This is a genomic window from Xylophilus sp. GOD-11R (assembly GCF_033546935.1).
In the GTDB taxonomy this organism is placed as follows: domain Bacteria; phylum Pseudomonadota; class Gammaproteobacteria; order Burkholderiales; family Burkholderiaceae_C; genus Xylophilus.
The window spans coordinates 485,024-510,456 of record NZ_CP137854.1 but is presented as its reverse complement, the minus strand read 5'-3'; the positions used below and the strand labels follow the sequence as shown (position 1 = coordinate 510,456).

28 protein-coding genes are annotated in these 25,433 nt (G+C 67.8%); 16 read left to right on the top strand and 12 right to left on the bottom strand.

The window, feature by feature from the left end; genetic code table 11:
- From R9X41_RS02350 to R9X41_RS02340, 3 genes are all read right to left on the bottom strand, one after another.
- The gene (locus tag R9X41_RS02350; RefSeq protein WP_318633299.1) at positions 1-366 is read right to left on the bottom strand and encodes a response regulator; all 366 of its coding nucleotides are present in this window, start codon (positions 364-366) and stop codon (positions 1-3) included.
- On the bottom strand, positions 366-764 hold the full coding sequence (locus R9X41_RS02345; RefSeq protein WP_318633298.1) for a response regulator: 399 nt from the start codon (positions 762-764) through the stop codon (positions 366-368). The genes R9X41_RS02350 and R9X41_RS02345 overlap by 1 nt, the downstream gene beginning before the upstream one ends.
- A 100-nt stretch (positions 765-864) precedes the next feature.
- Entirely contained in the window at positions 865-1,017 is a 153-nt protein-coding gene (locus R9X41_RS02340) for a rubredoxin (RefSeq protein ID WP_268236194.1), read from the bottom strand.
- Positions 1,018-1,190: 173 nt separating this feature from the next.
- On the opposite strand from R9X41_RS02340, the gene thiD reads away from it, so the two are divergent.
- Positions 1,191-2,141 (top strand): bifunctional hydroxymethylpyrimidine kinase/phosphomethylpyrimidine kinase, encoded by a 951-nt coding sequence (thiD, locus tag R9X41_RS02335; RefSeq protein ID WP_318633297.1) that lies wholly within the window; start codon positions 1,191-1,193, stop codon positions 2,139-2,141.
- Between the two features lie 41 nt (positions 2,142-2,182).
- On the top strand, positions 2,183-3,469 hold the full coding sequence (gene hemL, locus R9X41_RS02330; RefSeq protein WP_318633296.1) for a glutamate-1-semialdehyde 2,1-aminomutase: 1,287 nt from the start codon (positions 2,183-2,185) through the stop codon (positions 3,467-3,469).
- A gap of 13 nt (positions 3,470-3,482) precedes the next feature.
- Here the strand turns inward: hemL and R9X41_RS02325 are convergent, their stop codons facing one another.
- The gene (locus R9X41_RS02325; RefSeq protein ID WP_318633295.1) at positions 3,483-5,600 is read right to left on the bottom strand and encodes a TonB-dependent receptor family protein; all 2,118 of its coding nucleotides are present in this window, start codon (positions 5,598-5,600) and stop codon (positions 3,483-3,485) included.
- A gap of 272 nt (positions 5,601-5,872) precedes the next feature.
- Between R9X41_RS02325 and R9X41_RS02320 the strand changes: the two genes are divergently transcribed.
- Positions 5,873-6,358, top strand: a complete 486-nt coding sequence (locus R9X41_RS02320; RefSeq protein WP_318633294.1) for a DUF779 domain-containing protein — start codon at positions 5,873-5,875, stop codon at positions 6,356-6,358.
- Positions 6,359-6,406: 48 nt separating this feature from the next.
- Here the strand turns inward: R9X41_RS02320 and R9X41_RS02315 are convergent, their stop codons facing one another.
- The 4 genes from R9X41_RS02315 to dusB form a co-directional block, all read right to left on the bottom strand.
- On the bottom strand, positions 6,407-8,383 hold the full coding sequence (locus R9X41_RS02315; protein WP_318633293.1) for a sigma-54-dependent Fis family transcriptional regulator: 1,977 nt from the start codon (positions 8,381-8,383) through the stop codon (positions 6,407-6,409).
- 109 nt (positions 8,384-8,492) lie between these two features.
- Complete coding sequence (gene purH / locus R9X41_RS02310; RefSeq protein ID WP_318633292.1) at positions 8,493-10,061, bottom strand: bifunctional phosphoribosylaminoimidazolecarboxamide formyltransferase/IMP cyclohydrolase; 1,569 nt, start codon at positions 10,059-10,061, stop codon at positions 8,493-8,495.
- A 63-nt stretch (positions 10,062-10,124) separates the two neighbouring features.
- Entirely contained in the window at positions 10,125-10,361 is a 237-nt protein-coding gene (locus tag R9X41_RS02305; protein WP_318633291.1) for a Fis family transcriptional regulator, read from the bottom strand.
- Between the two features lie 71 nt (positions 10,362-10,432).
- Positions 10,433-11,488: a tRNA dihydrouridine synthase DusB gene (gene dusB, locus R9X41_RS02300; RefSeq protein WP_318633290.1), complete on the bottom strand. Its 1,056-nt coding sequence runs from the start codon at positions 11,486-11,488 to the stop codon at positions 10,433-10,435.
- A 123-nt stretch (positions 11,489-11,611) separates the two neighbouring features.
- Here dusB and R9X41_RS02295 point away from each other — a divergent pair, with 123 nt between their 5' ends.
- Complete coding sequence (locus R9X41_RS02295) at positions 11,612-12,082, top strand: YqaA family protein (protein ID WP_318633289.1); 471 nt, start codon at positions 11,612-11,614, stop codon at positions 12,080-12,082.
- Positions 12,083-12,102: 20 nt separating this feature from the next.
- On the opposite strand, the gene R9X41_RS02290 is transcribed toward R9X41_RS02295, so the two are convergent.
- Together R9X41_RS02290 and R9X41_RS02285 are read right to left on the bottom strand one after the other, a co-directional pair.
- Positions 12,103-12,768: a DUF3047 domain-containing protein gene (locus R9X41_RS02290; RefSeq protein WP_318633288.1), complete on the bottom strand. Its 666-nt coding sequence runs from the start codon at positions 12,766-12,768 to the stop codon at positions 12,103-12,105.
- Positions 12,769-13,025: 257 nt separating this feature from the next.
- Positions 13,026-14,165, bottom strand: a complete 1,140-nt coding sequence (locus R9X41_RS02285; RefSeq protein ID WP_318633287.1) for a porin — start codon at positions 14,163-14,165, stop codon at positions 13,026-13,028.
- 373 nt (positions 14,166-14,538) lie between these two features.
- On the opposite strand from R9X41_RS02285, the gene coq7 reads away from it, so the two are divergent.
- Positions 14,539-15,165, top strand: a complete 627-nt coding sequence (gene coq7 / locus R9X41_RS02280) for a 2-polyprenyl-3-methyl-6-methoxy-1,4-benzoquinone monooxygenase (protein WP_318633286.1) — start codon at positions 14,539-14,541, stop codon at positions 15,163-15,165.
- A 17-nt stretch (positions 15,166-15,182) separates the two neighbouring features.
- Here coq7 and R9X41_RS02275 read toward each other — a convergent pair whose 3' ends face one another.
- Positions 15,183-15,635, bottom strand: coding sequence for an OsmC family protein (locus tag R9X41_RS02275; protein ID WP_318633285.1), 453 nt, complete (start codon positions 15,633-15,635; stop codon positions 15,183-15,185).
- A gap of 241 nt (positions 15,636-15,876) precedes the next feature.
- Between R9X41_RS02275 and ilvA the strand changes: the two genes are divergently transcribed.
- Genes ilvA through R9X41_RS02260 form a run of 3 tightly spaced genes read left to right on the top strand, consistent with a single transcriptional unit; the run spans position 15,877 to position 18,900 of the window.
- Positions 15,877-17,517, top strand: a complete 1,641-nt coding sequence (gene ilvA / locus R9X41_RS02270; protein WP_412556654.1) for a threonine ammonia-lyase, biosynthetic — start codon at positions 15,877-15,879, stop codon at positions 17,515-17,517.
- Positions 17,518-17,524: 7 nt separating this feature from the next.
- On the top strand, positions 17,525-18,331 hold the full coding sequence (locus tag R9X41_RS02265) for an adenosylcobinamide-GDP ribazoletransferase (protein WP_318633283.1): 807 nt from the start codon (positions 17,525-17,527) through the stop codon (positions 18,329-18,331).
- 11 nt (positions 18,332-18,342) lie between these two features.
- On the top strand, positions 18,343-18,900 hold the full coding sequence (locus R9X41_RS02260) for a histidine phosphatase family protein (protein WP_318633282.1): 558 nt from the start codon (positions 18,343-18,345) through the stop codon (positions 18,898-18,900).
- Between the two features lie 6 nt (positions 18,901-18,906).
- Here R9X41_RS02260 and R9X41_RS02255 read toward each other — a convergent pair whose 3' ends face one another.
- On the bottom strand, positions 18,907-19,368 hold the full coding sequence (locus tag R9X41_RS02255) for a type II secretion system protein N (protein WP_318633281.1): 462 nt from the start codon (positions 19,366-19,368) through the stop codon (positions 18,907-18,909).
- A 74-nt stretch (positions 19,369-19,442) separates the two neighbouring features.
- Between R9X41_RS02255 and gspG the strand changes: the two genes are divergently transcribed.
- The 8 genes from gspG (at position 19,443) to gspN (ending at position 25,430) form a co-directional block, all read left to right on the top strand.
- The gene (gene gspG / locus R9X41_RS02250) at positions 19,443-19,883 is read left to right on the top strand and encodes a type II secretion system major pseudopilin GspG (RefSeq protein ID WP_318633280.1); all 441 of its coding nucleotides are present in this window, start codon (positions 19,443-19,445) and stop codon (positions 19,881-19,883) included.
- 157 nt (positions 19,884-20,040) lie between these two features.
- Positions 20,041-20,523 carry a prepilin-type N-terminal cleavage/methylation domain-containing protein gene (locus R9X41_RS02245; RefSeq protein WP_318633279.1) on the top strand — a complete coding sequence of 161 codons (483 nt, stop codon included), beginning with the start codon at positions 20,041-20,043 and terminating at the stop codon, positions 20,521-20,523.
- Positions 20,520-20,912 carry a type II secretion system minor pseudopilin GspI gene (gene gspI, locus R9X41_RS02240; protein ID WP_318633278.1) on the top strand — a complete coding sequence of 131 codons (393 nt, stop codon included), beginning with the start codon at positions 20,520-20,522 and terminating at the stop codon, positions 20,910-20,912. Before R9X41_RS02245 ends, gspI begins: the two co-directional genes overlap by 4 nt.
- A 10-nt stretch (positions 20,913-20,922) precedes the next feature.
- Positions 20,923-21,615 carry a PulJ/GspJ family protein gene (locus tag R9X41_RS02235; RefSeq protein WP_318633277.1) on the top strand — a complete coding sequence of 231 codons (693 nt, stop codon included), beginning with the start codon at positions 20,923-20,925 and terminating at the stop codon, positions 21,613-21,615.
- Complete coding sequence (gene gspK, locus R9X41_RS02230; RefSeq protein ID WP_318633276.1) at positions 21,612-22,598, top strand: type II secretion system minor pseudopilin GspK; 987 nt, start codon at positions 21,612-21,614, stop codon at positions 22,596-22,598. Before R9X41_RS02235 ends, gspK begins: the two co-directional genes overlap by 4 nt.
- A 54-nt stretch (positions 22,599-22,652) precedes the next feature.
- On the top strand, positions 22,653-23,897 hold the full coding sequence (gene gspL / locus R9X41_RS02225; RefSeq protein ID WP_318633275.1) for a type II secretion system protein GspL: 1,245 nt from the start codon (positions 22,653-22,655) through the stop codon (positions 23,895-23,897).
- Complete coding sequence (gspM, locus tag R9X41_RS02220; RefSeq protein WP_318633274.1) at positions 23,894-24,601, top strand: type II secretion system protein M; 708 nt, start codon at positions 23,894-23,896, stop codon at positions 24,599-24,601. Before gspL ends, gspM begins: the two co-directional genes overlap by 4 nt.
- A gap of 4 nt (positions 24,602-24,605) precedes the next feature.
- The gene (gene gspN, locus R9X41_RS02215) at positions 24,606-25,430 is read left to right on the top strand and encodes a type II secretion system protein N (RefSeq protein WP_318633273.1); all 825 of its coding nucleotides are present in this window, start codon (positions 24,606-24,608) and stop codon (positions 25,428-25,430) included.
- Positions 25,431-25,433: the final 3 nt, after the last annotated feature.

Here is a 25,433-nt window from a genome sequence, read left to right as displayed (position 1 = left end):
TCAGCCGAGTTCGGCGATGCGGGCCTTGAGTTCGGCCGGATCGACCGGCTTGACCAGGTAGGCGCGCGCGCCCTGGCGCATGCCCCAGACGCGGTCGGTCTGCTGGTTCTTGCTGGTGCACATGATCACCGGCACGTCCGCGTAGGCGGGGTTGCGGGTGATGGTGCGAGTGAGCTGGAAACCGCTCTGGCCGGGCATGACCACGTCCATCAGGATCAGGTCGGGCTTTTCCTCGGCCAGCCGGTCCATCGCCTGCTCGGCGTTCTCGGCGGTACGCACCGCCATGCCGATTTTCTTCAGCAGGTCGGTGAGGAACATCAGTTCGGTCTTGGAGTCGTCGACGACGAGCACCTTCTGGATAGGCATCAGACGACTCCTGTCTGCGATGGAGCCAGCTGCTGCACCACATGGAGCAGCTGGTCCTTGGTGAAGGGTTTGGTCAGGTAGTCCTGGCAGCCGACCATGCGGCCGCGCGCCCGGTCGAACACGCCGTCCTTGGACGAGAGCATGACGACCGGCGTGGCGGCGAAGCGCGGGTTGCGCTTGACGATGGCACAGGTCTGGTAACCGTCGAGCCGGGGCATGAGGATGTCGCAGAAGATCAGCTCGGGCTCGAAGTCGTTGACCTTGGCGAGCGCGTCGAAGCCGTCCTCGGCCAGCAGCACCTCGTGGCCGCCCTGCTTGAGAAAGATCTCGGCGCTGCGCCGGATGGTGTTGCTGTCGTCCACCACCAGAACCCTGCAGCCTTTCGGGCTTGTGCTCACGGCTTCTCCCCGTCGTCGTTCGGACTCGCAAACAGCTGAAAGCCTGTCGCCATCTCGGAAGGTTCGAATGGATTCGGCGTGCCGTTTCCGTTCGGACCTTTTAGATCTGCACCATCTCGAAGTCTTCCTTGCGCGCACCGCATTCGGGGCAGGTCCAGTTCATTGGAACCTGGTCCCAGGGCGTACCGGGCGCAATGCCGTCTTCGGGAACGCCGGTGGATTCGTCATAAATCCATCCGCAAATCAAACACATCCACGTTTTGGGGTCAGTCACAGCTTATTGGGGCTTCGAATTCGAAGTCAACGATTGTATCGACTGGTGTTGCGCGTGCCGGCCCGCGCGGAGAGAACGTTGCACAATGCACGCTGGCCCCGGCCTGCAGGCCCGCCTCGCCCTTCGACCGCTTCGCCCTCCCCTTCTCCCCCATGTCCATTCCCCCCAAAGACCTCGTGTCCCTTGCCGACGACGTGCCGGAGGACGACGAAGACGAACGCCCGGCCTGCGTGCTCGCATTCAATGCCAACGACCCCAGCGGCGCCGGCGGCCTCGCGGGCGACATCCTGGCCGTGGCCTCGGTCGGCGGCCATGCGCTGGCGGTGGCCACCGGCACCTACGTGCGCGACAGCGCCAAGATCTTCGAGTTCTTCGCGCTCGACGAAGACGCGGTCGCCGAACAGGCCCGCGTGGTGCTCGAAGACGTGCCGGTCGACGCGATCAAGGTCGGCTTCGCCGGCACGCCGGCCAACCTCGGCGCCATCGCCGAGATCGCCGCCGACTACGACGACCTGCCGCTCATCGCCTACATGCCCGATCTGTCCTGGTGGTCCGAGGACGAGATCGACGCCTACCACGATGCCTTTCGCGAACTGCTGCTGCCGCAGACCACGGTGCTGGTCGGCAACCACGGCACGCTGTGGCGCTGGCTGCTGCCCGACTGGCAGAACCAGCGCAGCCCCACCGCCCGCGACATCGCCCGCGCGGCGGGTGAATCCGGCGTGCCCTACACCCTGGTGACCGGCATTCCGCTGCCCGAGCAGTTCGTGGAGAACTCGCTCTGCTCGCCGCAGGCCGTGCTGGCCACCGCCAAGTTCGAGCTGTTCGACGCGGTCTTCTCCGGCGCCGGCGATACCGTGACCGCATCGCTCACCGCCCTCATCGCCAACGGCAGCGACCTGGGCGAGGCCTGCGGCGAAGCCCTGCACTACCTCGACCGCAGCCTCGACGGTGGCTTTCGTCCCGGCATGGGCAACGTGCTGCCCGACCGCCTGTTCTGGGCCCAGCCCGAGGACGACGAGGAAGAGCAGGAAAAGGCCAGCGCCGACATCAACCAGGCGCTCGAACGCTTCGTGATGCCGCCGCCCGACACGCAGCACTGAACCCGCCTGCCCGCCATCGAATTTTCCGTCCCGCCAGAGCCATGACTTCAGACGACCGCAACCTTCCTCTCTTCGAACGCGCCCGCCAGGTGATCCCCGGCGGCGTCAACTCGCCGGTGCGCGCCTTTCGCGCCGTGGGCGGCACGCCGCGCTTCGTGCAGCGCGCGCAGGGCGCGTATTTCTGGGACGCCAACGACCAGCGTTTCATCGACTACATCGGCTCCTGGGGCCCGATGATCCTGGGCCACGGCCACCCGGCCGTGCTGGGGGCGGTGCAGAAGGCGGCGCTCGACGGCTTTTCCTATGGCGCGCCGACCGAACGCGAGATCGAGCTGGCCGAGAAGATCATCTCGATGGTGCCGTCGGTGGAGATGGTGCGGCTGGTGAGCTCCGGCACCGAGGCCGGCATGAGCGCGATCCGCCTGGCGCGCGGCGTGACCGGGCGCAAGACCATCATCAAGTTCGAAGGCTGCTACCACGGCCATGCCGACGCGCTGCTGGTGAAGGGTGGCTCGGGCATGGCGACCTTCGGCCACCCCACCTCCGCCGGCGTGCCGCCGGAGGTGGTGCAGCACACGCTGGTGCTCGAGTTCAACAACGTGGCGCAGCTGGAGCAGGCATTCGCCGAATACGGCGTCGACATCGCCTGCGTGATCCTGGAGCCGATCGCCGGCAACATGAATTTCGTGCGCGCCAGCGCGCCTTTCGCCCAAGCCGCGCGCGAGCTCTGCACCCGCCACGGCGCCATGCTGGTGTTCGACGAGGTGATGACCGGTTTCCGCGTGGGCCTGCACAGCGCGCAGGGCGTGATGGGCATCACGCCCGACATCACGGTGATGGGCAAGGTGATCGGCGGCGGCATGCCGCTGGCGGCCTTCGGCGCATCGCGCGCCATCATGGAACACCTCGCGCCGCTGGGCCCGGTTTATCAGGCGGGTACGCTCTCGGGCAATCCGGTGGCCACCGCCTGCGGGCTGGCCACGCTGCAGGAGATCAGCAAGCCGGGCTTCTTCGACACCCTGTCGGCGCGCACCACCCGGCTGGTCGACGGCCTCGCCGCTGCCGCCGCCAAGGCCGGCATTGCGTTCTGCAAGGACAGCCAGGGCGGCATGTTCGGTTTCTTTCTGCTCGACGAGCTGCCGCAGCACTATGCGCAGGTGTTGAAGTCGGACACCGCGAAGTTCGGCAAGCTGTTCCACGGCCTGCTCGACCGCGGCGTGTACATCGCGCCGGCGCTGTACGAGGCCGGCTTCGTGAGCGCCGCGCACACCGACGCCGACATCGACGAGACGATCGCCGCGGCCGCCGAGGTATTCGCTTCGCTCTGACCCGCCGCGGCGCCTATTCGAACTGGCCGCGCAGGCCGACCGTCAGCCGGCGGCCGGGCGCGGATTCGTAGAAGCGGCTGTTGCCGTCGTTGACGATCATCGAGCCGACGTAGGAGCGGTCGAACAGGTTGTCGAGCCGGCCCCAGGCGTACCAGCGCACGCCGCCCGCGCGGAATTCTCGACCGGCGCGCAGGGCCACCGTGCCGTAGCCGGCGGCCGACTGGGTATTGAGGTCGTCGGCGAAGGCCTTGGCTGACAGCGACACATCCGCGCCGACGCGCCAGCCGAAGCCGGGTTCGGCGTCGAGTACGAGCTGGGCGGTGTCTTTGGCGGTGCCGGGCAGCTGGTTGCCGCGCGCCACGGCGGCGCCGCCGGCGGTGGAATAGGCGCTGTCGAAGTAGGCGTCGAGCCGGGTGTAGGCCAAGCGAGGTGTCCAGCGCATCGAACCGAACGGCTTGCCGACGACGGCGAGTTCTGCGCCACGCCGCACCACCGAGTCGGCGTTCTGGTAGACGGTGCGGCCGTTGATGGTGGCGGCCGGTACGATCTCGTTGCGGCTGCGCGCTTCGAACAGCGCGGCCTCGAGGCGCAAACGCTCGGCCTGCCATTTGGCGCCCACCTCGAACTGGCGGCTGCGGGCCGCGCCGAGGCCGAAGTTGGGGCCGGTGCCGGCGACGCTATAGGCCATCTCGGCGAGTGTCGGCGTCTCGAATCCCTGGCCGGCGTTGGCGTAGAGGTTGAGGTTGTCCGCCACGCTCCAGACCACGCCCAGCGCCGGGCTGGTCTGCCGGTATTCCCGGTCGCCGCTGTCGTTCGGGTTGACGGCGGTGACGTAGCCATCGTCCACCGCCAGCCTGACCCGGCTGGCGCGCAGGCCGGCGATGAAGCGCCAGCGGTCGGTGGCCTGCCAGTCGATCTGGGCGAAGGCGTCGGTGTTGCCGGCGCGGTCGACTTCGTCGCGGCGCAGCGCGCCCGACACGCCGTTGTCGTTGACGAAACCCTGGCGCTGCTCGCGCTGGCGGTCGGCTGCCAGGCCGGCGGTCCAAGACAGCGGCAGGCCCGATGCGGTGGGAATGGTGTGTGTCCAGCTGAGCGCCGCACCACCGTAGCGCCGGCCGAGGTCGACCACGCCGCCGGCGCTGTTGGTGGCCGCGCCGCTGAAGGACAGGTACTGGGTCACGTCGCGTGTGCCGCCGTAGACCCGCGCTTCGACGCGATCCTGCGGGCCGAGGCGCTGCTCCAGCACCAGGCCGAGCTGGTTCTGCGCGATCGATTTGCGGGTGTTGAAAACATCCGACACCGCCACCGACTGGCGTGGATCGGTCCGGAACTGCGCCGCCGTGAGCCCGAGCGGATCCTGCGCGCGCGGCTGGTCGAAGAGGTTGATCAGCGCGGTGATCTTGGTGTCGGCGCTGGGGCGGGCCACCAGTTTGCCGTTGAGGTGGGTGCGCTCGGCCGCGCTGTGGTCGCGCCAGCCGTCGGTCTGCATGTGCGAGATGTCGAGCAGTCCGCCGAGCGTACGGTCGCCGAAATCGAAGGACGCGCCCGCCACCCGCAGTCCGTAGGCGCCGGCCGCCACCGAAGCGCTGGCGCCGCCACCGGGCCGGGGTTCGCGGGTGAAGACCTGCACCACGCCGCCGGCCGAGTTGCCGTAGAGCTGCGCCAGGGGGCCGCGCAGCAGGTCGATGCGTTCGGCCGACGGCAGTTGCGCGGTAGCGGCCTGCCCCTGGCCATCGGGCGCGGTCGCGGGAATGCCGTCGACCAGGATGCGCACGCCGCGCACGCCGAACGTGGAGCGCGAGCCGAAACCGCGCACCGAGATCTGCAGGTCCTGCGCGTAATTCTGGCGATCCTGCACCACCACGCCCGGCTGACCGACCAGGAGTTCCGACAGGTTCACCAGCGGCGCGGCGGTGCGGAATCCATCGACGGCCACGCTGCTCTGGCTGGCGGCCGAGTCGAAACGGCGCTGGGCCTCGGCGCTTCCCCGCACCGCGACCTCGGGCAGCACACCGGTCGAACTCTGCGCCCAAGTGGTCGATGTCACGCTAGCAGCGGCAAGCAGAACGGTGAGACGGGACAGCCGGCGCCGGTTCGACACGGGAAGTCGATGGATCGAGAGAAAAGGCATGCGCTTTCGATGAGGGGAGAGCAGGAGCGATGCCTCCGAGGCACCGACGATTGTTCGACTATGGCACTTCCAGGCGTGCCAAAACGGAACACCTGCAGCGCACACGCGACGAATCGGACGACCCCTGCCCGAATCGGCGCCAGGCTAATCGCCCGAAAAACGAGCTGGTACGCGTTTTGCCATAAGGGCACGTCGCACTCAAAAGATAAGCGTTCGCACACTTTCACTAATTCGGCTGCCTCTGCGCCGAAATATGCCCCGCCTTTTTATCGATGCCACTACCGATGCAGCCGCCGATCCGCACCACTGTCCGCCCGACCATGTCGGTTCGCATGCCCGCCATCGGCTGCCACCCGCCGCGCCTGGATGGTCCCCCGTCAGACGGCGACGAGCGTGTGTTCGCCACCGACGCCGCGCGCCGGCTCATCGCAACTTTGCAGATGGAGCACGGACCGCTGATGTTCCACCAAGCCGGCAGCGGCGGCCAGGCGGGCATGCCGCTGTGCTTTGCACAAGGCGACTTCCCGCTGGTGGAGATGGATGTGTTGCTCGGCGAGGTCGAGGGGTCCCCGTTCTACGTGAGCCATGGGCAGTTTCGCCGGCTGAATCAGTTGCGACTCGAGCTCGACGCGGTGCCCGGGCCCGCCGGTGTCTTCTCGCTCGAACGACCGACCGGCCTGCGTTTCGCCATCAGTTTCCGCGACACCTGCCCGGTCATCGCGCGCCGGGCGTCGGCCCTCCAGCATGCGGCCGCCTAGAAAGCCAGGCGGCAGAAGGCACCGACGTGAAAGGCGACCGCCAGCTTGCTAGCGCTGGCGCAGCCGGCGGTAGACGGTGTTGCGCGCCACGCCGAGCGCCCGTGCCGCCGCCGAGACGTTGCCGCCATGCGTGCGCATGGCCTGCTCGATGGCGGACGCCGTCACGGTCTGCAGCGAGAAAGCGTCGCGGCATCCGTGCGCCTCGGCCACGAACAATCCCTCGGAAGGGGTGGTGGGCCACGCAGCGGCGATGTCCAGGTCGTCGAGGAAGTCTTCGGGGAGCTGGCGAACGCCGAGGCGAGTGGCACCCCAGTTCAGGGCGACGGCGGTGTGCAGCAGACTGGCGAGCTGCCGCAGGTTGCCGGGCCACGGGTGGCGCGCGAACAGGTCCAGCACCTCGTCGTCCAGCCGGGGCGCAGGCGATCCGCTCATGGCCGACTCGGCCTGCAGCAGGCGTTGCGCGATCACCGGCAGGTCGCTGCGTTCGCGCAGGGCGGGGAGCCGCACCACCAATCCGTTGATGCGCCAGTAAAGGTCGTCGCGGAAGGTGCCGGCGGCGCGCAAGGCGCGGAGATCGCGGTGGGTGGCGCAGACGATCGCCACATCGACCGGCAGGGGCCGGCCGCCGCCCAAAGGCGTGACTTCCCGCTCCTGCAGCACCCGCAGCAGTCGCGCCTGCAGGGCGAGCGGCATGTCGCCGATTTCGTCGAGGAAGAGCGTTCCGCCATTGGCTTGCAGAATCCGGCCCGGGCTGCCCTTGCGGCGCGCGCCGGTGAAGGCGCCCTCCTCGTAGCCGAACAGCTCCGACTCGATCAGGTGCTCCGGCAGGGCGGCGCAGTTCACCGCCACCAGCGGGCCGGCCGCGCGCGGTGAATCGCGGTGGATGGCGCGCGCCAGCACCTCCTTGCCAGTACCGGTCTCGCCGAGGATCAGCACCGCGATGTCGCGACCGGCCAGGCGCTGCAGGCGGTCGATCAGCGCCGATACCGCCGCATCGCCCGTACGCAGCGCTTCCAGCCCGGTATGGGCCGGCGACGCGGTCGATCCGGTGCGCGCCACCGGCCGTGACCCAGCCGATGCCGGCGACGGCTGGTCGATCGTGCCGACGGGAAGCAGCGCGGCGGCGCGGCGCAGGCGGGCACGGCCGGCGACCTTCACGCCGCCCGGCATCCACAGGTCGACCGCTTCGTCGCATGCCCGGCGCGCACGGCCCATCAGGTCCGATATGGGCCGACCGAAAAGCGAGCTGAAGGTATGGGCCTGGAGTGCGCGCAAGGACATGCCGAGCTGGAACAGCGCACTGCGGTTGGCCGAGAGAAAGCGCCCGTCGGCGTCGAACGCCGCCATGCCCTCCAGCAGCGTGCCGAGGAACTCCGGCCGCGAATGAAAGTGCAGTTGCACGGCTTCGTCGAAATGCCGGCTGAACAGATGGTTTTCGATCATCTGGGCCGACATCCGCACCAGGGCCAGCGTGTGTTTGCTCTGGCCACGGTGGTCACCGCTGACGTCGATCGAGCCCATCGGCTCGCCCAGCGGATCGTGGATCGGCGCGCAAGAGCAACTGAGGAAATGGTGAACGCGCAGGAAATGCTGATCGGCATGCACCTGCATCGGCTCGCCCTCGACCAGGGAAGTGCCGATGGCGTTGGTGCCGCACGATTGCTCCGACCAGGCCACGCCGGGCTGTAGCGCCACGCGGTGCGCGCGCTCCAGAAAGTCGGCATCACCGAGCGACTGCAGGATGGTTCCGTGCCGATCGGTCAGCAGCACCATGCTGTGGGTGCCGGCGATCTGCGCGTAGAGGTTTTCCATCACCGGCCGCGCATGGGAGCCGAGCGACGAGTTGCGCTCGCGCAGCAGCCTCAGCTCGCCGGCGTCGAGGATCGCCAGTTCCGGTGGATGGTCCTGGCGCAGTCCGAAAGCGCCGGATCGTTCCCGCGATCGTGCCAGCACGGCCAGCGCGTCGATCGGGTAGTTTGTCGGACCGCCGTCGACAGGGCCGGCTTCGGGAATGAGGGGATGCATGGCCTTCGGTGCGAAAAAACGCCGAAGTTAGCATCCGCCAACGAAAGAAAAAAGAGGGTGTCGCGTGCCTCGACGAGAAAAGGCGCCGCACCCGCGGCGCCTCGGCGACTCAATGGCGGAAGTGTCGGACGCCCGAAAACACCATCGCGACACCGCGCTCGTCCGCAGCCGCAATGACTTCCGGGTCACGCATGCTGCCGCCGGGCTGTATGACGCAACTCGCACCCGCATCGACCACGACGTCGAGTCCATCTCGAAACGGGAAGAACGCATCGCTCGCCACGACGGTCCCGGCCAGGCTCAGGGACGCATGTTCGGCCTTGATGCTCGCGATGCGTGCGGAATCGAGCCGGCTCATCTGGCCCGCGCCAACACCCATGGTCATGCCGTCCTTGCAGAAGACGATGGCATTGCTCTTGACGTACTTGGCGACTTTCCAGGCGAACAGCAGATCCTGCAGTTGCTGGGGCGTGGGCTGGACCTTGGTGACGACCTTGAGCTCGGCCAGTGTCAGCTCGCGGTTGTCCGCCGTCTGCATCAGCAGGCCGGAACCGATGCGCTTGACGTCCATGGCGTTGCGGCCCTGCGACCAGGCGGTGTCGCCACCGGGCGGCAACGCGATCTCTAGCAGGCGCACATTGGCCTTGGACTTGAAGATTTCCAGCGCCTCGGGCGAGAAGCCAGGCGCCATCAGCACTTCGACGAACTGCTTGGAGACAGCCTGTGCGGCCGCCACGTCCACCGGTTGGTTGAAGGCGATGATGCCGCCGAAGGCCGAGGTGGGGTCGGTCTTGAAGGCCTTGGAATAGGCGTCGAGTGCATCGCGGCCCACGGCCACGCCGCAGGGGTTGGCGTGCTTCACGATGACGCAGGCGGCTTGCTCGAAGCTCTTGACGCATTCCCAGGCGGCGTCGGCATCGGCGATGTTGTTGTAGCTGAGCTCCTTGCCCTGCAACTGGCGCGCGGTGACCAGCGAGCCCGGCGCCGGGTACAGGTCGCGGTAGAACGCGGCCTGCTGGTGCGGGTTCTCGCCATAGCGCAGGTCCTGCAGCTTCACGAAGCGGCCGTTGGACTGGCCGGGGAACAAGGCGTGGGAATCGTCGTCCTGGATACGCGAGAGGTAGTCGCTGATCGCGCCGTCGTACTGCGAAATGCGGTTGAAGGCCGCCACCGACAGCGCGAAGCGGGTCTTGCGCGACAGCTCACCGGCCTGCAGTTCGGCCAGCACGTCGGCGTATTGCGAGGCGTCGGTGACCACGCCGACGTCCTTCCAGTTCTTGGCCGCGCTGCGCACCATGGCCGGGCCGCCGATGTCGATGTTCTCGATCGCGTCTTCGAGCGTGCAGCCGGGGCGCGCCACGGTGGCTTCGAAGGGGTAGAGGTTGACCACCAGCAGGTCGATCGTGCCGATGCCGTGCTCGGCCAGCGCCGACATGTGCTCGGGCAGGTCGCGGCGCGCCAGCAGGCCGCCGTGCACCATCGGGTGCAGGGTTTTGACCCGGCCGTCGAGCATTTCCGGGAATCCGGTGACCTCGGCCACCTCGGTCACCGGCAGGCCTTCCTTGGCCAGCAGGGCGGCGGTGCCGCCGGTGGAAAGCAGGCGAATGCCCAGGGCATGCAGGCCACGGGCGAATTCGACGATTCCGGTCTTGTCGGAAACAGAAAGCAGTGCGTTCATCAGGAAGGGAATTTGGGTACGACGGGAATGCGCGGCAGGACAGCGCCCGAAATCAGTCTTTTTTTATTTGATCAGTTTGTGCTCGACGAGCTTCTTGCGCAGCGTGTTGCGGTTGAGGCCCAGCCAATCGGCTGCGCGGGACTGGTTCTGCGCGGCTTCCGCCATCACCACTTCCAGCAGCGGGCGTTCCATCACCTGGATCAGCATGTCGTACATGCCGTGCGGCTGCTCGCCACCCAGATCGCGAAAGTAGCCCTGCAGGCTGTCGCGAATGCAGGTTTCTATCTGTTGTTTGCTCATGCTCTTCTCTCTCTTCTCTCTCTCGATCTCTTCTTTTTTCCGAAGCACGCCGCGTGCCGCGGCGCCGGCTGTCAGCCGCAGGCGTCTTCGTGCTGGCTATCCTGTTCGGGCTCGTCGTTCGCCAAGTCCTGCTGCGGCAGGCGGTCCGAATGCGACCCGAGGGTGTCGAAGTAGTCGGCGACAGCCTGCCACTGCGGCCGGCATTCGTCGATGCGGTTCATCCGATTGCGAAAATCCTCGCCGCCCGGCAGGCCCCGCACATACCAGCCGATGTGCTTGCGTGCGCTGCGAACGCCGGTGAGCTCGCCATACAGCTGGTAGTGCTCTTCGAGGTGGTCGAGCAGCAGACGGCGTACTTCGGCGATCAGGGGCGGGGCGAGGTGTTCGCCGGTCTCCAGAAAATGGCCGATCTCCCGGAAGATCCACGGACGGCCCTGCGCGGCGCGGCCGATCATCACCGCATCGCAGCCGGTGGCCGCGAAAACGTCGCGCGCCCGCTCCGGGCTGTCGATGTCGCCATTGGCCACTACCGGAATGCGCACGGCGCGTTTCACCTCGGCGATGGTTTCGTATTCGGCCTGGCCGCGGTAGCCCTGTTCACGCGTGCGTCCGTGCACGGTGAGCATCTGCACGCCGGCCGATTCGGCCGCGCGCGCGATCGAGACCGCGTTGCGATGCGCATCGCTCCAGCCGGTGCGCATCTTCAACGTGACCGGCACGCCACGCGGTGCCGCAGCCGCCACCACCGCCTCGACGATCGAAAGCGCGAGCGGCTCGTCCTGCATCAACGCCGACCCCGCCCACTTGTTGCACACCTTCTTGGCCGGGCAACCCATGTTGATGTCGATGATCTGCGCGCCACGGTCGATGTTGTAGGCAGCGGCCTCGGCCATCATGGCCGCGTCGGTGCCGGCGATCTGTACGGCGATCGGGTTGATTTCCCCGTCGTGATTGGCGCGGCGTGACGTCTTGAGGCTTGCCCATAAGTCACGGCGCGAGGTGACCATCTCGCTGACGGCGTATCCCGCGCCCAGCGTCTTGCACAACTGGCGGAACGGCCGATCGGTAACACCCGCCATGGGCGCGGCAAAGAGCCGATTCGCGAGTGCGATGGAGCCGATCTGCATGGCGGTGGTGGGAGGGATGGGGGCGAGGACAGCGGGCGAAGGGCGTGATTCTAGCTGCCTAAAACTTCAGCAGCGGCCCCTGCGGTTACAGCGCAACAGCCACGGCTGCGATACTTGCCCCACATGCAATCCTGGCTTGACACCTTCCTCCAGATGCTTGCCCTTCCGCAATACGGATTGAGCACGCTGTTCGTCGCATCCTTCATCTCGGCCACCCTGCTGCCGATCGGATCGGAGCCTTTTCTCTACGGCTTGCTCCACCTGAACCCGGAATTGTTCTGGTCCGCCATCCTGGTGGCGACCGCCGGCAACACGCTCGGCGGCGCGTTCGACTGGTGGATGGGATACGGCGCCCACAAGATCGCCGACCGGTACAGCCATTCCAAACACCACACCCGCGTCATCGAATGGCTGGAACGGCTCGGACCGAAGGCCTGCCTGCTGAGCTGGCTGCCCTTGGTCGGCGACCCGTTATGCGCCGTCGCCGGCTGGCTCAGGCTGCCGTTCTGGCCCTGCCTCTTCTACATGCTGATCGGCAAGTTCCTGCGCTATCTCGCCATGACCTCCGTGCTGGTGCATTTCTTCGCGAAATAAACCAGGCCGGTCACCGCGGCTCAGGGCGCCAGACTGATCTTTTGCGGCGAGGCCTTCTCGAACCGAAGCGGACCGTACCAGGCGGCCGCCTGGCTGCGTGTGTTGTCGCTGTCGGTCATCAAGGCCACACCGGTGAGTTTGCCGGGCGATTCGCCGAACGCCCGTTCGAAGTCGCGCTGCACATCGCGGTTGTACGTCGTCCACTGTCCGAGGCGTCCCGGCCCCGACTCCACCACGATCGCCCTGACCCGTGAACTGCGCGGATGCACGATCACCGTGCCCGGCGGACGCTGGTTGCACCAGACATACATCAGCGTGGCATAGGGCATTTCTTCACCAGTGATCGCGCGGGCCAACTCGGACATCGCCGACTCCTTGACGGTGAAACGGCCGCGATCGCCATCGAACGCCAGGACGATGCGAACCGGCGCGTCGTCGGACTCGCGCACACCGACATCGGCGCCATCGATCAGGGACGCGACCTTCCAGGAGAACTGGAATCGTCCCAGCGCCTCTGGTGCAATCGCCACCTGCGCCCGCAGCATGCTTGCCGACGCGTCCGAAGAAGCCGCGACCGCCACCCGGTCATCGGCCTGGACGAATTCGTACTTGGTTTCCTGTTTGCCCGGCAGCCGGTAGCGTTCCCAGGCCGGAAGAGCTTGCAAGTGACCGGCGACGTCGCCCAAAGATCGGGTCCACGAGCGCTCGAACGGGCTTGCTGCCACTGGAACTGGCTCATCCTGGGATGGAGCGTCGCCGCGAGATGCACACCCGCTCAGAACTCCAAGCAAAGCGAAGACCAGGGCCAGGCGGCCGACATTGAGTTTTGAGCACATGGCATGCGAGCTTACGTGTTCCGGGACACACCGCATAGCAAAAAAGCCCCCGGCGCGAACGCCGGGGGCTTTGATTTCTATTGGAGGCTGGCGAACCAGCCGGGCCATTAGAAGGAGTGCTTCACACCCACGGCAACAGCGGTGGTGTTGTCGCCGGCGGTCGGGCCAGCTTGGGTCAGGCCACCGACGCCGGTGAAGCCCAGGGTACCAGCGCCTTGGTTGTTGATGCGAGCAACGTCGGCGTACACAGCGGTGCGCTTGGACAGGTTGTACACATAACCCAGCGAGAACTTGTTGGCAGCGACGTTCGGGCCGTCCTTGACGTCGTAACGGTTGGCTTGTGCACGCAGGACACCAGCGCCCAGCGGAGCGGTAGCGCCGATGGAGTAGGTGTTCATCTTGAAGCCACCAACAGCAGCTTGGCCGTCGATGCGATCTTGCTGAACGAAGACCATTGGCTTGATGATACCGAAGTCGTACGAAGCGCCGAGGTTGCCGATCTTGTAGTCTTCAGCGTAGGAACCAGCGGCCACGGTACGAACCGCGTCACGGAACACGCCGTAGGAGCCACCCACGTCCAGCGGGCCATTGGCGTAACCGAGACGGCCGCCGATGAAGTCGCCGGTCTTGTCGGTGATCGCGGTACCAGCGGTAGCGCTCAGGCCGGTGATCGGGCTGACGACAGCGTTGGTACGGGAATTGCGTTCGCCGAATGCGTACTGCAGGTTACCGTAGAAGCCGCCCAGGTTGGAAGGCAGAACGTAAGCGATGGCGTTGCTGACGCGGGTGGTGCCGTTCAGGCCGCCAACGCCGGCCAGGGTAGCGCCGTACTGTTCGATCTGCTCGAAGCCACGCTGACCGGACACGTCGTAGGAGATCGACGGCAGGTAGGTAGCAGCGAAATCACGGCCCAGACGGATTTCACCGAACGCGCCGGACAGGCTGACGGTGGAACGACGTTGGAAGTCGAAACCGGTGGTTTGGGAAGCGCCGCCGCCGACGTCGTTGTTCAGAGCACCTTCGAGCCAGAAGCTGGCAGCCAGGCCGCCGCCGAGGTCTTCGGTACCACGGAAGCCCAGACGGCTGGTGGAGTTACCGCCGTTCAGCAGGCCGGTGGTGTGACCAGCGCCGTCGGACTTCACGTAGCCGACGCCAGCGTCAATGATACCGAACAGGGTCACCGACGATTGAGCCATCGCGGCGCCGGAAGCAGCCAGCACAGCCAGGGCGATCAGAGATTTTTTCATTGCGAGTTTCTCCAAGGTTAAACAGAGGGCGCCGGATCGAGGGAGGCACTCGTGCGCTGTGTCGCGCATCCATGTTCCCGCCGGTTCCCCGGGCCAACCTCCTCTTCGGAAGTTGGGCGTATTCGACCAGACCGCTTCGTACGGCGCAAAGGATTTGTGGGCGGAAAGGTTCACTATTCCGGGTTTCGTTGCATCACAGCAACGAATAATTCGAGCTATCGAATACCGCCGACATTGGCGTCGGCGCGGTCCTACAGCAGCAACGCCGCTCGGCGAACTTCGCAGTTGGTGGCGGGCCACAATCCCTGTCCGAACCACGCGGTCTTGTGGCGCACGGCGCGCGCACCGCTGGACTTGAGCCGAGGATCGACCAATGGAAAAACTCTTGCGCACGGCCGATGCGGCCCTTCGAACGCTTTTTGCCGAGCACCGGGCGTCACGCCCGACGCCGGTTGGCGGCTCCGTCGACCAGTTGCCGGCAGAACTGACGGTCGCCGAGAAAAAACAATCGGCCGCCTTCATGCGGGTAAACCATGTGGGCGAGGTCTGCGCGCAGGCGCTCTACACGGCGCAGGCGGCCGCCACCCGCAACCGGGAGCTTCGGGCGCAGCTGGAGGCTGCGGCACGAGAGGAAACCGACCACCTGGCGTGGACACGCCAGCGCCTCGACGCGCTGGGCTCGCGCCCTAGCCTGCTGAATCCGCTCTGGTATGCCGGCGCTTTCGCCCTGGGCCTGGTGGCCGGCCGCATCGGCGATGAGGTGAGCCTGGGTTTTGTCGCGGAGACGGAAGACCAGGTGAGCGAGCATCTCGATTCCCATCTCAAGCGACTGCCGGCGGGCGACACCGCGTCGCGAGCCATCGTCGCCCAGATGAAAGTCGACGAAGAGGAGCACGCCAGCGAAGCCAGGCACGCGGGTGCTGTCGAACTGCCCGGCCCGGTCAGGTCGATGATGCGCGGCGCCGCGCGAATCATGACGACGACGGCGCACTACATCTGAGTACGGCCGGCGTGGCCTCAGCTGGCTTCCACCACTGTGAAGCCGGTCGTGATCTTGGCCATCTGACCGAGCATGATGCTGGCCGAACAATATTTGTCGTGGCTCAGGGCGATGGCGCGCTCCACCGCCGTCGCCGGGATTTCTTTGCCGGTCACGGTGAACTGCATGTGGATCTTGGTGAAGATCTTGGGATCCGTGGTGGCGCGTTCGCTGCTCAGTTGCACGGAGCAGCCGCGCACGTCGTGCCGCCCGCGCTTGAGGATCAGCACCACGTCGTAGGCGGTGCAGCCGCCGGTGCCGGCCAGCAGCAATTCCATCGGGCGCGCCGCCAGATTTCGGCCGCCGTTCTCCGGTTTCGCATCGTCGGGGGCGCCGTCCATGGCCAACAGGTGACCACTGCCGGTTTCCGCCACAAAACCCATCGCCGACCGCGTTCCCGCCGCGCCGGTCCAACTTACGGTGCATTCCATTCTTCGCTTTCCTCTTCGGTGCTGGGGTGCGGATCGTAATGTCGCATTTCTCAAACAGACGAATGGTGGGGTTGTTGCGTCGCAGCAAGAGGTCGCTATACTTCAACCCATCGCGGCGATCATCGGGTTTTTCCCGAAACAGGTTTTTACCTAGCTCGCCGCACCGATTGTCTCCTCCACCTCCTCCTTTGGTGGATTTAGCCCCGAGTCGCAAGACTCGGGGCTTTTTTCTTTGGCGCCTATGATCGGCGCCCCGGCAGGCCTTCGCGCTACGCCAATCACCGTCAAGACAACCGTGAACCCGCAGCCGCTCTCCCCTGCCGACTACCTGACCCGCATCCTCAACGCCCGCGTCTATGACGTCGCGGTGGAAACCCCGCTGGAGCGCGCCCGCAACCTGAGTACTCGCCTGGGCAATACCGTGCTGCTCAAGCGCGAGGACCAACAGCCGGTGTTCAGCTTCAAGCTCCGTGGCGCCTACAACAAGATGGCGCACCTGTCGGCCGAACAGCTGGCGCGCGGCGTCATCTGCGCCTCGGCCGGCAACCATGCCCAAGGCGTGGCGATGAGCGCCCGCAAGCTCGGCACCCGGGCCGTGATCGTGATGCCCACGACGACGCCGCAGCTCAAGATCGACGCGGTCCGCGCACTCGGCGGCGAGGTGGTGCTGCACGGCGACAGCTACTCCGATGCCTACGTGCATTCGGTCGAGCTCGAAAAAGCACACGGCCTGACTTTCGTGCATCCCTTCGACGACCCGGACGTGATCGCGGGCCAGGGCACCATCGCGATGGAAATCCTCCGCCAGGTGCAGGGCATCGGCCAGGGTCCGGGCTCCGACCGGCTCGACGCCGTCTTCGTGGCCATCGGCGGCGGCGGCCTGGTGTCGGGCGTGGCCAACTACATCAAGGCGGTGCGCCCGGGCGTCAAGGTGATCGGCGTACAGATGAACGATTCCGACGCGATGATGCGTTCAGTGGCCGCCCAACAGCGCGTCACCCTGGCCGATGTCGGGCTCTTTTCGGACGGCACCGCCGTCAAGCTGGTCGGGGAGGAAACCTTCCGCATCGCCAGCGGCCTGGTGGACGAATTCATCACGGTCGACACCGACGCCGTCTGCGCCGCCATCAAGGACGTCTTCGTGGACACCCGCAGCATCGTCGAGCCGGCGGGCGCACTGGCCGTTGCGGCGATCAAGCAATACGCACAGCGCGAGGGCCGATCCGGCGAGACCTACGCCGCGATCCTGTGCGGCGCCAACATGAACTTCGACCGCCTGCGCTTCGTGGCCGAGCGCGCCGAAGTAGGCGAGGAGCGCGAGGCGCTGTTCGCGGTGACGGTTCCCGAGGAGCGCGGCAGTTTCCGCCGTTTCTGCGAATCCATCGGCCAACTACCCGGCGGTCCGCGCAGCGTGACGGAGTTCAACTACCGCATGCGCGACCGCGCCGATGCCCGCGAGGCACAGGTGTTCGTCGGCCTGACGACTTCGCGGCGCGGCGAGTCGACCAGCATCGCCGAGTTCTTCACCGGGCTGGGTTTTCCCACGCTGGACCTGACCCACGACGAGATCGCCAAGGAACATCTGCGGCACCTGGTCGGCGGTCGGCTCGGCGCGGGCAGCGGCGCGCCGGAGCGCCTGCTGCGCATCGTTTTTCCGGAACGCCCCGGCGCGCTGCTGAAGTTCTTGAGTCTGATGCAGCCGACCTGGAACATCAGCCTGTTTCACTACCGCAACCAGGGCGCCGATTACGGCCGCATCCTGGTCGGCATGCAGGTACCCGAAGGCGAAGACGCCGCCTTCGCGAACTTCCTCGATTCGCTCGGCTATCCGTGGATCGAGGAAACCGACAACCCGGCCTATCGGCTTTTCCTGCGCGACTAAGCTCCGCATGCTGGCCGAGGCCTTGCGCCACTTTCTGCTGGCGCTGCAGTTCTTCACCCGCATTCCCGTGACCGGCGTCGTCGAGGAATGGGCAGGCTACTCGCCGGCGCGCTTGCGTGCGGCGGCCGGCCACTTCCCGGGCGTCGGCTGGATCGTCGCCGGGAGCGCCTGTGTAGCCTATGGCGCCGCGAACTTGCTGCTGGGAACCGGCGTGCTGGTGCCGCTGGCCGCTGCTGCGGCCTGCACGGTCGTCACCGCCCTGTTGACCGGCGCCTTCCACGAAGACGGACTGGCCGACACCGCCGACGGTCTGGGCGGAAGTGCCGATGCCACCCGCGCGCTGGAAATCATGAAGGACTCCCGCATCGGCAGTTACGGCGCGCTCGCGCTGGTGCTGGCCATTGCCTGCAAGCTCACCCTGCTGGCGGTGCTGGGCGGTCACGGTGTCGGCGTCGCGATGTCCGCACTGCTCGCCGGGCATGTGCTTTCGCGCTTCCTGCCTTTGCTGCTGGTCCGTTTTCTACCGCACGTCGGCGACGCGGCGCACTCCAAGAGCAAGCCGCTGGCGGACCGCATCGACGGTCAGGCACTCGCCATCGCAGCCGCCTGGAGCCTGCCCGCCCTGCTGCTGGTCGCCGGCATGCAAGGCGCCGGTTTCGTGGTCTTCGGCATGCTGAGCGCCACAGGCGCCTTGTGGTGGGTCGGCCGGATGCTCCGTCACCGACTCGGCGGCTTCACCGGCGACTGCCTCGGCGCCGCGCAGCAGGTGTGCGAGATCGCGTTCTATGCCGGCGCGGCATGCGCGCTGCGTTAGGCAAGACGACCATGCCCACGACCTGGCTGGTACGCCACGCGCGTCCGATCGTGGACTGCGGCATCTGCTACGGGCACCTGGACGTCGCCGCCGATCCGGTCGCTACCGCGCTGGTGGCACAAGACCTGGCCGGCCGGGTTCCGGCAGGCTGGTCACTGGTGAGCTCGCCGCTTCGGCGCTGCCGGCAGCTGGCCGAAGCCATTGCGCGACTGCGACCGGCGTTGGCGCTGTCAGAAGACGCAGCCTTGGCCGAAATGAACTTCGGCACCTGGGAAGGGCGCAGCTGGCAGGACATCGGCGCCGCCGCGATCGACGCCTGGACCCGCGACTTCGCTCACCTGGCGCCCGGCGGCGGGGAATCGGTAACGACGTTCATGGCGCGCGTCGCAGCCGTGTTGCGATCCCCGGTGGCCGGCGATCGTGTCTGGATCACCCATGCCGGCGTGATGCGTGCGGCCGAATTGATCGCGCAGGGCACGTCGACGATCGAATCGGCGACCCAGTGGCCCTCGCAGCCCATCGGCTACGGCGAATGCCTGGTGCTGACGACGCCGCCGACGAACCGGTAGTTGGGGCTACTGACGAGAGGCCGGCATCTCGATGGTGAGCCCGCCGCCGGAATCTCCACCGGCCGGTGCGTTTTCCGCGCCCAGCACGATTCGCCGGGGCCCCACGGACTTCAACACGTAGCCCGGCACCACCTGGCTGCCGACACGAAACGGTTTGGCCGGCTGGCCATCGACCGCGATCAGCGCCGCGCCAGCGCTGGTGCGGCCGGCGAGGACACCGATCAGCGAGAAGCGGCCAGCCTCCGGCGGCGCGCCGGGGGCGTCCGGCTCGGGCAGCGCGCCGAGCAGTCGGGCCAGTGCGGCGGAATCCGGCGTCGCGGGCAGCGGCGCTGCCGGCGGCGCGTAGGGCGCTCCAGCCGGTGGCGCGGACAAACGCAGCCCCCAGAACGCCGCACTGGCGAACGCCAGGGCCCAGAGTGCCGATGTGGCCAACGGCCGGGTCAGACGAGAGGGGAAGAACTGTCGCATGACGGGATTATCATGGTGCGTCGGCCCTGCCGCCGTCATTTTTCATGCCTCGCCACCGGCCCTCCCGAGCACCCATGTCCCGCATTTCACGCCGACTTCCGCGCCGCCTGCAGGCTGGCTTCACCCTGATCGAACTGATGGTGGTGCTGGTCATCATCGGCGTGCTGGCCGCGCTGATCGTGCCCAACGTCCTCGACCGTGCCGACGACGCGCGGGTTACCGCCGCCCGCACCGACGTCAACAACCTGATGCAGGCGCTGAAGCTCTATCGCCTGGACAACCAGCGCTATCCGTCGGGCGAACAGGGCTTGCAGGCACTGGTGGCACGGCCGACCTCCGCGCCGGTGCCCGCCAACTGGAAACCCTATCTCGACAAGCTGCCCAACGACCCCTGGGGCCGCGCCTACCAGTACCTCAACCCCGGGGTGAAGGCAGAAGTGGACGTAATGTCCTTCGGTGCGGACGGGCAGTCCGGCGGCGAGGGCAAGAATGCCGATATCGGCAGCTGGCAGTAAACAGGAGCCCCCCGGCTCCCCACTGGCGTGTGGTTCGCCACCCCCCGAGGGGGAGGCGCGGTCCGCCTTGGGGCGGCCCGGCGGTCGGCCCTCATCGCCCCACGGCTCCCCACTGGCGTGTGGTTCGCCACCCCCCGAGGGGGAGGCGCGGTCCGCCTTGGGGCGGCCCGGCGGTCGGTCCGCATCGCGGCCCGGCCGCGCGCGATCGCTCGGGCGAGCGGCGGGGTTCACGCTGCTGGAAATTCTGGTCGTGCTGTCCATCATTGCCTTCGCCACGGCTGGGGTCAGCTTTGCGATGCGCGATCCGTCGGAGACCCAACTGGAGCGCGAAGCCAGCCGGCTGGCGGCCTTGTTGGAGGCGGCACGGGGACAGTCGCGTGCCAGCGGCATTCCGGTCGTGTGGCGCTCCACGCCTGGCGGCTTCGCCTTCGACGGACTGCCGACGGGCGCTCTGCCCACGCAATGGCTCGATGCCGGCACCGGCACGGTCAGCGCCAATCCGATCCTGCGGCTGGGACCGGACCCGCTGATCGGTCGACAGGAAGTCACCATCGCGGTTCTGGCCAAACCGGAACGCGTACTGCGGATCGGCACGGACGGCTTGCGGCCGTTCTCCGTGCAGCAGACCGGCACGCCATGAGCACCCCATCACGCATCCCGACTCGCACTCGGCGCCGGCCGATGTGGGGCTTCACCCTGGTCGAAGTGCTGGTTGCCGTGGCCATCGTCGCCATTGCGCTCATGGCCGGTATGCAGGCGACCAGCGCGCTCACCCGCAACGCCCAGCGCCAGTCCGACAGCGTGCTGGCCCAGCTCTGCGCGAGCAACGAACTCACCCGCGTGCGCCTGACACGGCAACTGCCGAGCGTGGCCGACAACGATGTGAGCTGCGAGCAGGCCGGTCAGGTGCTGCATGTGCGGGTGTCGATCCGGCCGACGCCCAATCCGAGTTTCCGGCGGGTCGACGCGGCGGTGGACGACGGGCGCTACCCGATCCTGAAGCTGTCCACCGTCGTCGGTCGCTACTGAGATGCACAACATGCGCCGACAACGCGGCTTCACCCTCATCGAATTGCTGGTCGCCATCACCATCATGGCGCTGCTGGCGGTGCTGAGCTGGCGCGGGCTCGACGGCATGTACCGAGCCCGCGAGCAGACGCGCATCCGAGGCGACGAGGTTTTGGCGCTGCAGGCCGGATTGGCGCAGTGGGGCGTCGACCTGGATTCGATCACCGAACGGCCCAACACCAACGCGCTCGACTGGGACGGCCGTGCGCTGCGCATGACCCGGCGCAGCAGCGGCGCGGCCACCGAAGGCCTGCGCGTGGCCGCCTGGACCCGCCGCGTCCAGCCCGATGGCAGCAGCTGGTGGCTGCGCTGGGAATCCGCGCCGCTGGTCACGCTGGCGCAGTGGACCGAGGCCTGGAACCAGGCATCGCTCTGGGCGCAGAACCCGGGGGATGCCGAACGCGTGCGCGAGGTGCCCGTGGCCCGCGCGGACGCGATGCAGATCTTCTTCTATCGCAACAACGCCTGGACCAATCCGCTGTCCTCCGGCGATGCGGCCAACAGCGCGGCCAGCGCTGCGGCGGTCGCGGCGTCCAACACGGCGATCGGCACCACCACGCTGCCCGACGGGGTGCGGCTGGTACTGCAGCTGTCGGCCGGCCAGGCGTTCAGCGGCAACATCACGCGCGACTGGGTTTCTCCACGCGTGGCGGGCGAGCAATGACGACGCACGCCCGGGCCCGGCCAAGCAATTCCCGCCATCGCGGCGCGGCCCTGCTGTCGGCCATGCTGACGGTGACCATGGTCGCCACGCTCGCCGCCTCGGCGCTGTGGCAACAGTGGCGCGACGTGGAGATCGAGACGTCCGAACGGGCGCGGGTGCAGGCCGCCTGGATGCTAGGCGGCGCGCTCGACTGGTCGCGGCTGATCCTGCGCGAATCGCGGCGCGCGGCCATTTCGTCGAACCAGACGCTTACCGACAACCTGTCGCAGCCTTGGGCGGTGCCGCTGCAGGAAGCCCGGCTGTCGAGCTTTCTGGCGGCCGACCAGAACAACACGGTCGACTCGGACGCCGACGATGTCTTTCTCTCCGGCTCGATCACCGATGCGCAGTCGCTCTTCAACCTGCGCAACCTGGTGACCGACCGGAACCTCATCGATGAAGGCTGGCTGCTCGCGCTGCAGCGCCTGTGCGCCCAGCTGAACCTGCCGGAGCAACAGGCCCAGCTCATCGCCGAGGGCATGCGCGCGTCGCTGGCCGGCGGGACCGACGCAACGCTGGTGCCCCAGCGGCTCGATGAAATCGCCTGGTTCGGCGTGTCGCTGCCGACCATCCAGACGCTGCAGCCTTATGCCAACATCCTGCCCAAACGCACCGCCGTCAACCTGAACACCGCACCGGTGCCGGTGTTGGCGGCCACGCTCGGCGTCAGCGCTTCGGTGGCGCAGCGGCTGGCTACCGCCCGCACCAACAAGCCGTTCAGCAGCCTCGCCGACGCGCAGGCCGAGGCCGGTGTCGACCTCATGCTCGACGATGATCATGAGGCCGTGGTGTCGAACTTTTTCGAAGTGCGCGGGCGCCTGCGACTGCAGCAGGCGGTGGTGGAAGAGCGGTCGCTGGTCGGCCGCGAAGGAACCACCGTACGCGTGCGCTGGCGCGAGCGGGGAGCGCTCACCCCGCCGCCAGCGGCCACCGTGTCCCGTTGACGCAACGCACCCGCCCGATCGTCACAGCCGCTCTCTACAATCGCGCGCACTTCCATGAGCACTCTTCTCGTTTCACTTCCCTTGCCGGCGGCCGATGGCAGCGCTTGGGCCGGTTCGGAATTCGCCTACGTGCTCACCTCCGACGGCGTATCGATCCAGCAGCAGTCCAGCGCGCCCGCCGCCTTGCTGCCGCAGCCGGGACGAGCGGGTGAAACCGTCGCCGTCGTGCCGATCCGCGCCATGTCGTGGCAGCGTGTCGCGCTACCGCCAGGGCTGCGCGCCAGTTCGCGCGGCAACACCGCGCCACGGCTGCGAGCGGTGCTCGACGGCCTGCTCGAAGAACGCCTGCTCGACGATCTCTCCGCCCTGCACTTCGCCCTGGCGCCCGATGCGGCCGCCGGCGAATCGGCCTGGGTCGCCGTCTGCAACCGGCAGTGGCTGCGCTCCTCGCTCACGGCACTCGAAGCCGCGGGCCGGCCGGTGGCGCGGGTAGTACCCGAATGGGCGCCGGGCGGCGCCGACTCTTCGCTGCAGGCCTTCGGCTCCCCGGACGAGCCCTGGCTGCTGGCTACCGGACTGCCACCGGGCGGAGGCCTGGCCCTGCTGCCCCTGGCGCCGAGTTCTTTTTCGTTGCTGCCGGTCGACGTGGCCGCCGCGCCTTTCCATGCCGAACCTGCTGTCGCGGTGTTGGCCGAAGCCGCCGCCGGCCGGCCGCCCGAAATTCAGACCTCGGCCGAGCGCTGGCTCGAATCCGCGCGCAGCCCCTGGGATCTGGCGCAGTTCGATCTGGCCAATAGCGGCCGTACGCGGGTCGCCAAGCGCGCCGGCGCCCTGATGGGCGAGTTGCTGCGCGCCCCGCAATGGCGCGCCGCGCGCTGGGGCGCGGGCCTGCTGGTCGCCGCCCAGGTCGTCGGCCTGAACGCCTGGGCCTGGAAGGAACAGCGCGCCGTCGACACCCAGGAAGCGCAGGTGCGCGCGGTGCTGACCGACACCTTCCCCACGGTGCGCGTCGTCATCGACGCACCCGTCCAGATGCAGCGTGAACTCACCCGCCTGCGCCAGTCCAGCGGCGTGGCTTCCAGCTCCGGCGTCGAGGCGATGCTCGCAGCCACCGGCTCGGTGCTGCCGCCCGGCCGCAGCGCCCAGGCCTTCGAGTTCTCGGGCAACGAACTGCGCCTGGTCGGACTGCAGTTGCAGGGCGATGAATCCGCCAACGCCATCGCGGCCTTGCGCGGCATGGGCATCGTGGCCCGGGCGGAAGGTGAAGCCCTGTTGATGCATGCGGAGGCCGCACCATGAAGCGCGCCGCCGCTCCCTCGGCCAGCGTCCGCGTCGCGGCCGCCATCGCGCCGCTGAAGGCTCGCTGGCAGGCGCTTTCACCGCGCGAACGCCACCTGAGCACGCTGGCCCTGTCGGCCGTGGGCATCCTGCTGGTCTGGGCAATTTTTCTGGCGCCGGCCTTGAGTTCGCTGCAGAAAGTGCAGGTCCGGCGCCTGGCGCTCGATGCGCAGACGCAGCAGATGCTGATGCTCAAGGCAGAGGCGCAGTTGCTCGCGTCCCAGCCGAAGATCGGACGCGATGCCGCGGTGCGCGCCTTGCAGGAATCGGTGACGGCCATGGGCGACCATGCCCAGATGCAGGTCAGCGGCGAGCGCGCGGTCGTCACATTGCGCGCCGCGCCGGTGGCCAGCGTGGCGGCATGGCTCGGCCAGGCGCGCACCAACGCGCGGGTCGCGCCGGTCGAGATGCGACTGGTGCGCACGCCGGTACGCGTGGCGCCCGCCACCCCCCGAGCGGCTGCGACGATTCCTGCGAACAGCGCCAATCCTGCCGCTGCCATTGCAGCGTCTGTCGCGGCGGCCGCGGCCGCTGCCGCCTCCGCTGCCGCGGGCAACCTGCCGCCCAGCAGCCAGGCCGTCGCACCGACGGCCGAATCGCGCCCGCTGACCAACGACGACATCCGCTGGGACGGCACCATGGTGCTGGTCCTGCCGGCGAGCTGAAGCCATGGCCCGCCGCCCCACCGCTTTCCGCGCGCCCGGCGCCCGCGCTGCTGCTCCCGGCCGCAACAGCGGTTTCGTCGCGGCCGCCGTCGGTGCGGCGCTCGGCCTGTTCGTGGCCCTGCTGCTGTTCGCGCCGGCCCGCTGGCTGACCGGCGGCATCGCCTCGGCCACCGGCGGCCATCTGTTGCTCACCTCGCCACGCGGCACCATCTGGAACGGTTCCGCGCAACTGGTTCTGGCCGGCGGCAGCGGCAGCACCGACGCCGTCGCCCTGCCCGACCGCATCGAATGGCAGCTTCGCCCGCAATGGACCGGCGCGCGCATCCAGTTGCTCGCGGCGTGCTGCACGCCGGCACCGCTGGTGGCGACTGCCGCGCTGGGCTGGGACGGCGTTCATATCCGCGTCGCCAACGGCAGCTCTTCCTGGCCCGCTGCCTTGCTGTCGGGCCTGGGCACACCGTTCAACACGCTGCAACCGGAAGGCACGCTGCTGCTGCGCACCACCCAGACCGCCGTGCACCTGGCCAACGGCCGTTTCACGCTGGCCGGCCGCGCCGACATCGACGTGCAAAACCTCGCCTCCAGCGTGTCCCAGCTGCGCCCCCTGGGCAGTTACCGACTCAGCCTGCTGGGCGGTGCGGTGCCGGCCCTGCAACTGACCACCGTCGACGGTCCGCTGCAGCTCTCGGGCGACGGACAGTGGGTCGGTAACCGCCTGCGCTTCACCGGGCTGGCACGGGCCTTGCCCGAGCGAGAAGCGGCGCTGTCCATTCTTCTGAATCTCCTGGGGCGGCGCAACGGCGCCACCTCCGTCATCACCTTGGGCTGAACG

What these genes read in the sequence shown, in the direction of transcription:
- gspM (WP_318633274.1), top strand. Translation starts at nt 23,894, where the DNA reads ATGAAGCGCGCCGCCGCTCCCTCGGCCAGCGTCCGCGTCGCGGCCGCC.
- R9X41_RS02325 (WP_318633295.1), bottom strand. Translation starts at nt 5,600, where the DNA reads ATGCCTTTTCTCTCGATCCATCGACTTCCCGTGTCGAACCGGCGCCGG.
- R9X41_RS02265 (WP_318633283.1), top strand. Translation starts at nt 17,525, where the DNA reads ATGCTGGCCGAGGCCTTGCGCCACTTTCTGCTGGCGCTGCAGTTCTTC.
- gspI (WP_318633278.1), top strand. Translation starts at nt 20,520, where the DNA reads ATGAGCACCCCATCACGCATCCCGACTCGCACTCGGCGCCGGCCGATG.
- gspG (WP_318633280.1), top strand. Translation starts at nt 19,443, where the DNA reads ATGTCCCGCATTTCACGCCGACTTCCGCGCCGCCTGCAGGCTGGCTTC.
- gspN (WP_318633273.1), top strand. Translation starts at nt 24,606, where the DNA reads ATGGCCCGCCGCCCCACCGCTTTCCGCGCGCCCGGCGCCCGCGCTGCT.
- R9X41_RS02285 (WP_318633287.1), bottom strand. Translation starts at nt 14,165, where the DNA reads ATGAAAAAATCTCTGATCGCCCTGGCTGTGCTGGCTGCTTCCGGCGCC.
- R9X41_RS02275 (WP_318633285.1), bottom strand. Translation starts at nt 15,635, where the DNA reads ATGGAATGCACCGTAAGTTGGACCGGCGCGGCGGGAACGCGGTCGGCG.
- R9X41_RS02350 (WP_318633299.1), bottom strand. Translation starts at nt 366, where the DNA reads ATGCCTATCCAGAAGGTGCTCGTCGTCGACGACTCCAAGACCGAACTG.
- purH (WP_318633292.1), bottom strand. Translation starts at nt 10,061, where the DNA reads ATGAACGCACTGCTTTCTGTTTCCGACAAGACCGGAATCGTCGAATTC.
- R9X41_RS02315 (WP_318633293.1), bottom strand. Translation starts at nt 8,383, where the DNA reads ATGCATCCCCTCATTCCCGAAGCCGGCCCTGTCGACGGCGGTCCGACA.
- coq7 (WP_318633286.1), top strand. Translation starts at nt 14,539, where the DNA reads ATGGAAAAACTCTTGCGCACGGCCGATGCGGCCCTTCGAACGCTTTTT.
- dusB (WP_318633290.1), bottom strand. Translation starts at nt 11,488, where the DNA reads ATGCAGATCGGCTCCATCGCACTCGCGAATCGGCTCTTTGCCGCGCCC.
- R9X41_RS02260 (WP_318633282.1), top strand. Translation starts at nt 18,343, where the DNA reads ATGCCCACGACCTGGCTGGTACGCCACGCGCGTCCGATCGTGGACTGC.
- R9X41_RS02255 (WP_318633281.1), bottom strand. Translation starts at nt 19,368, where the DNA reads ATGCGACAGTTCTTCCCCTCTCGTCTGACCCGGCCGTTGGCCACATCG.
- R9X41_RS02340 (WP_268236194.1), bottom strand. Translation starts at nt 1,017, where the DNA reads ATGTGTTTGATTTGCGGATGGATTTATGACGAATCCACCGGCGTTCCC.
- R9X41_RS02320 (WP_318633294.1), top strand. Translation starts at nt 5,873, where the DNA reads ATGCCACTACCGATGCAGCCGCCGATCCGCACCACTGTCCGCCCGACC.
- gspL (WP_318633275.1), top strand. Translation starts at nt 22,653, where the DNA reads ATGAGCACTCTTCTCGTTTCACTTCCCTTGCCGGCGGCCGATGGCAGC.
- gspK (WP_318633276.1), top strand. Translation starts at nt 21,612, where the DNA reads ATGACGACGCACGCCCGGGCCCGGCCAAGCAATTCCCGCCATCGCGGC.
- ilvA (WP_412556654.1), top strand. Translation starts at nt 15,877, where the DNA reads ATGATCGGCGCCCCGGCAGGCCTTCGCGCTACGCCAATCACCGTCAAG.
- hemL (WP_318633296.1), top strand. Translation starts at nt 2,183, where the DNA reads ATGACTTCAGACGACCGCAACCTTCCTCTCTTCGAACGCGCCCGCCAG.
- thiD (WP_318633297.1), top strand. Translation starts at nt 1,191, where the DNA reads ATGTCCATTCCCCCCAAAGACCTCGTGTCCCTTGCCGACGACGTGCCG.
- R9X41_RS02295 (WP_318633289.1), top strand. Translation starts at nt 11,612, where the DNA reads ATGCAATCCTGGCTTGACACCTTCCTCCAGATGCTTGCCCTTCCGCAA.
- R9X41_RS02235 (WP_318633277.1), top strand. Translation starts at nt 20,923, where the DNA reads ATGCGCCGACAACGCGGCTTCACCCTCATCGAATTGCTGGTCGCCATC.
- R9X41_RS02305 (WP_318633291.1), bottom strand. Translation starts at nt 10,361, where the DNA reads ATGAGCAAACAACAGATAGAAACCTGCATTCGCGACAGCCTGCAGGGC.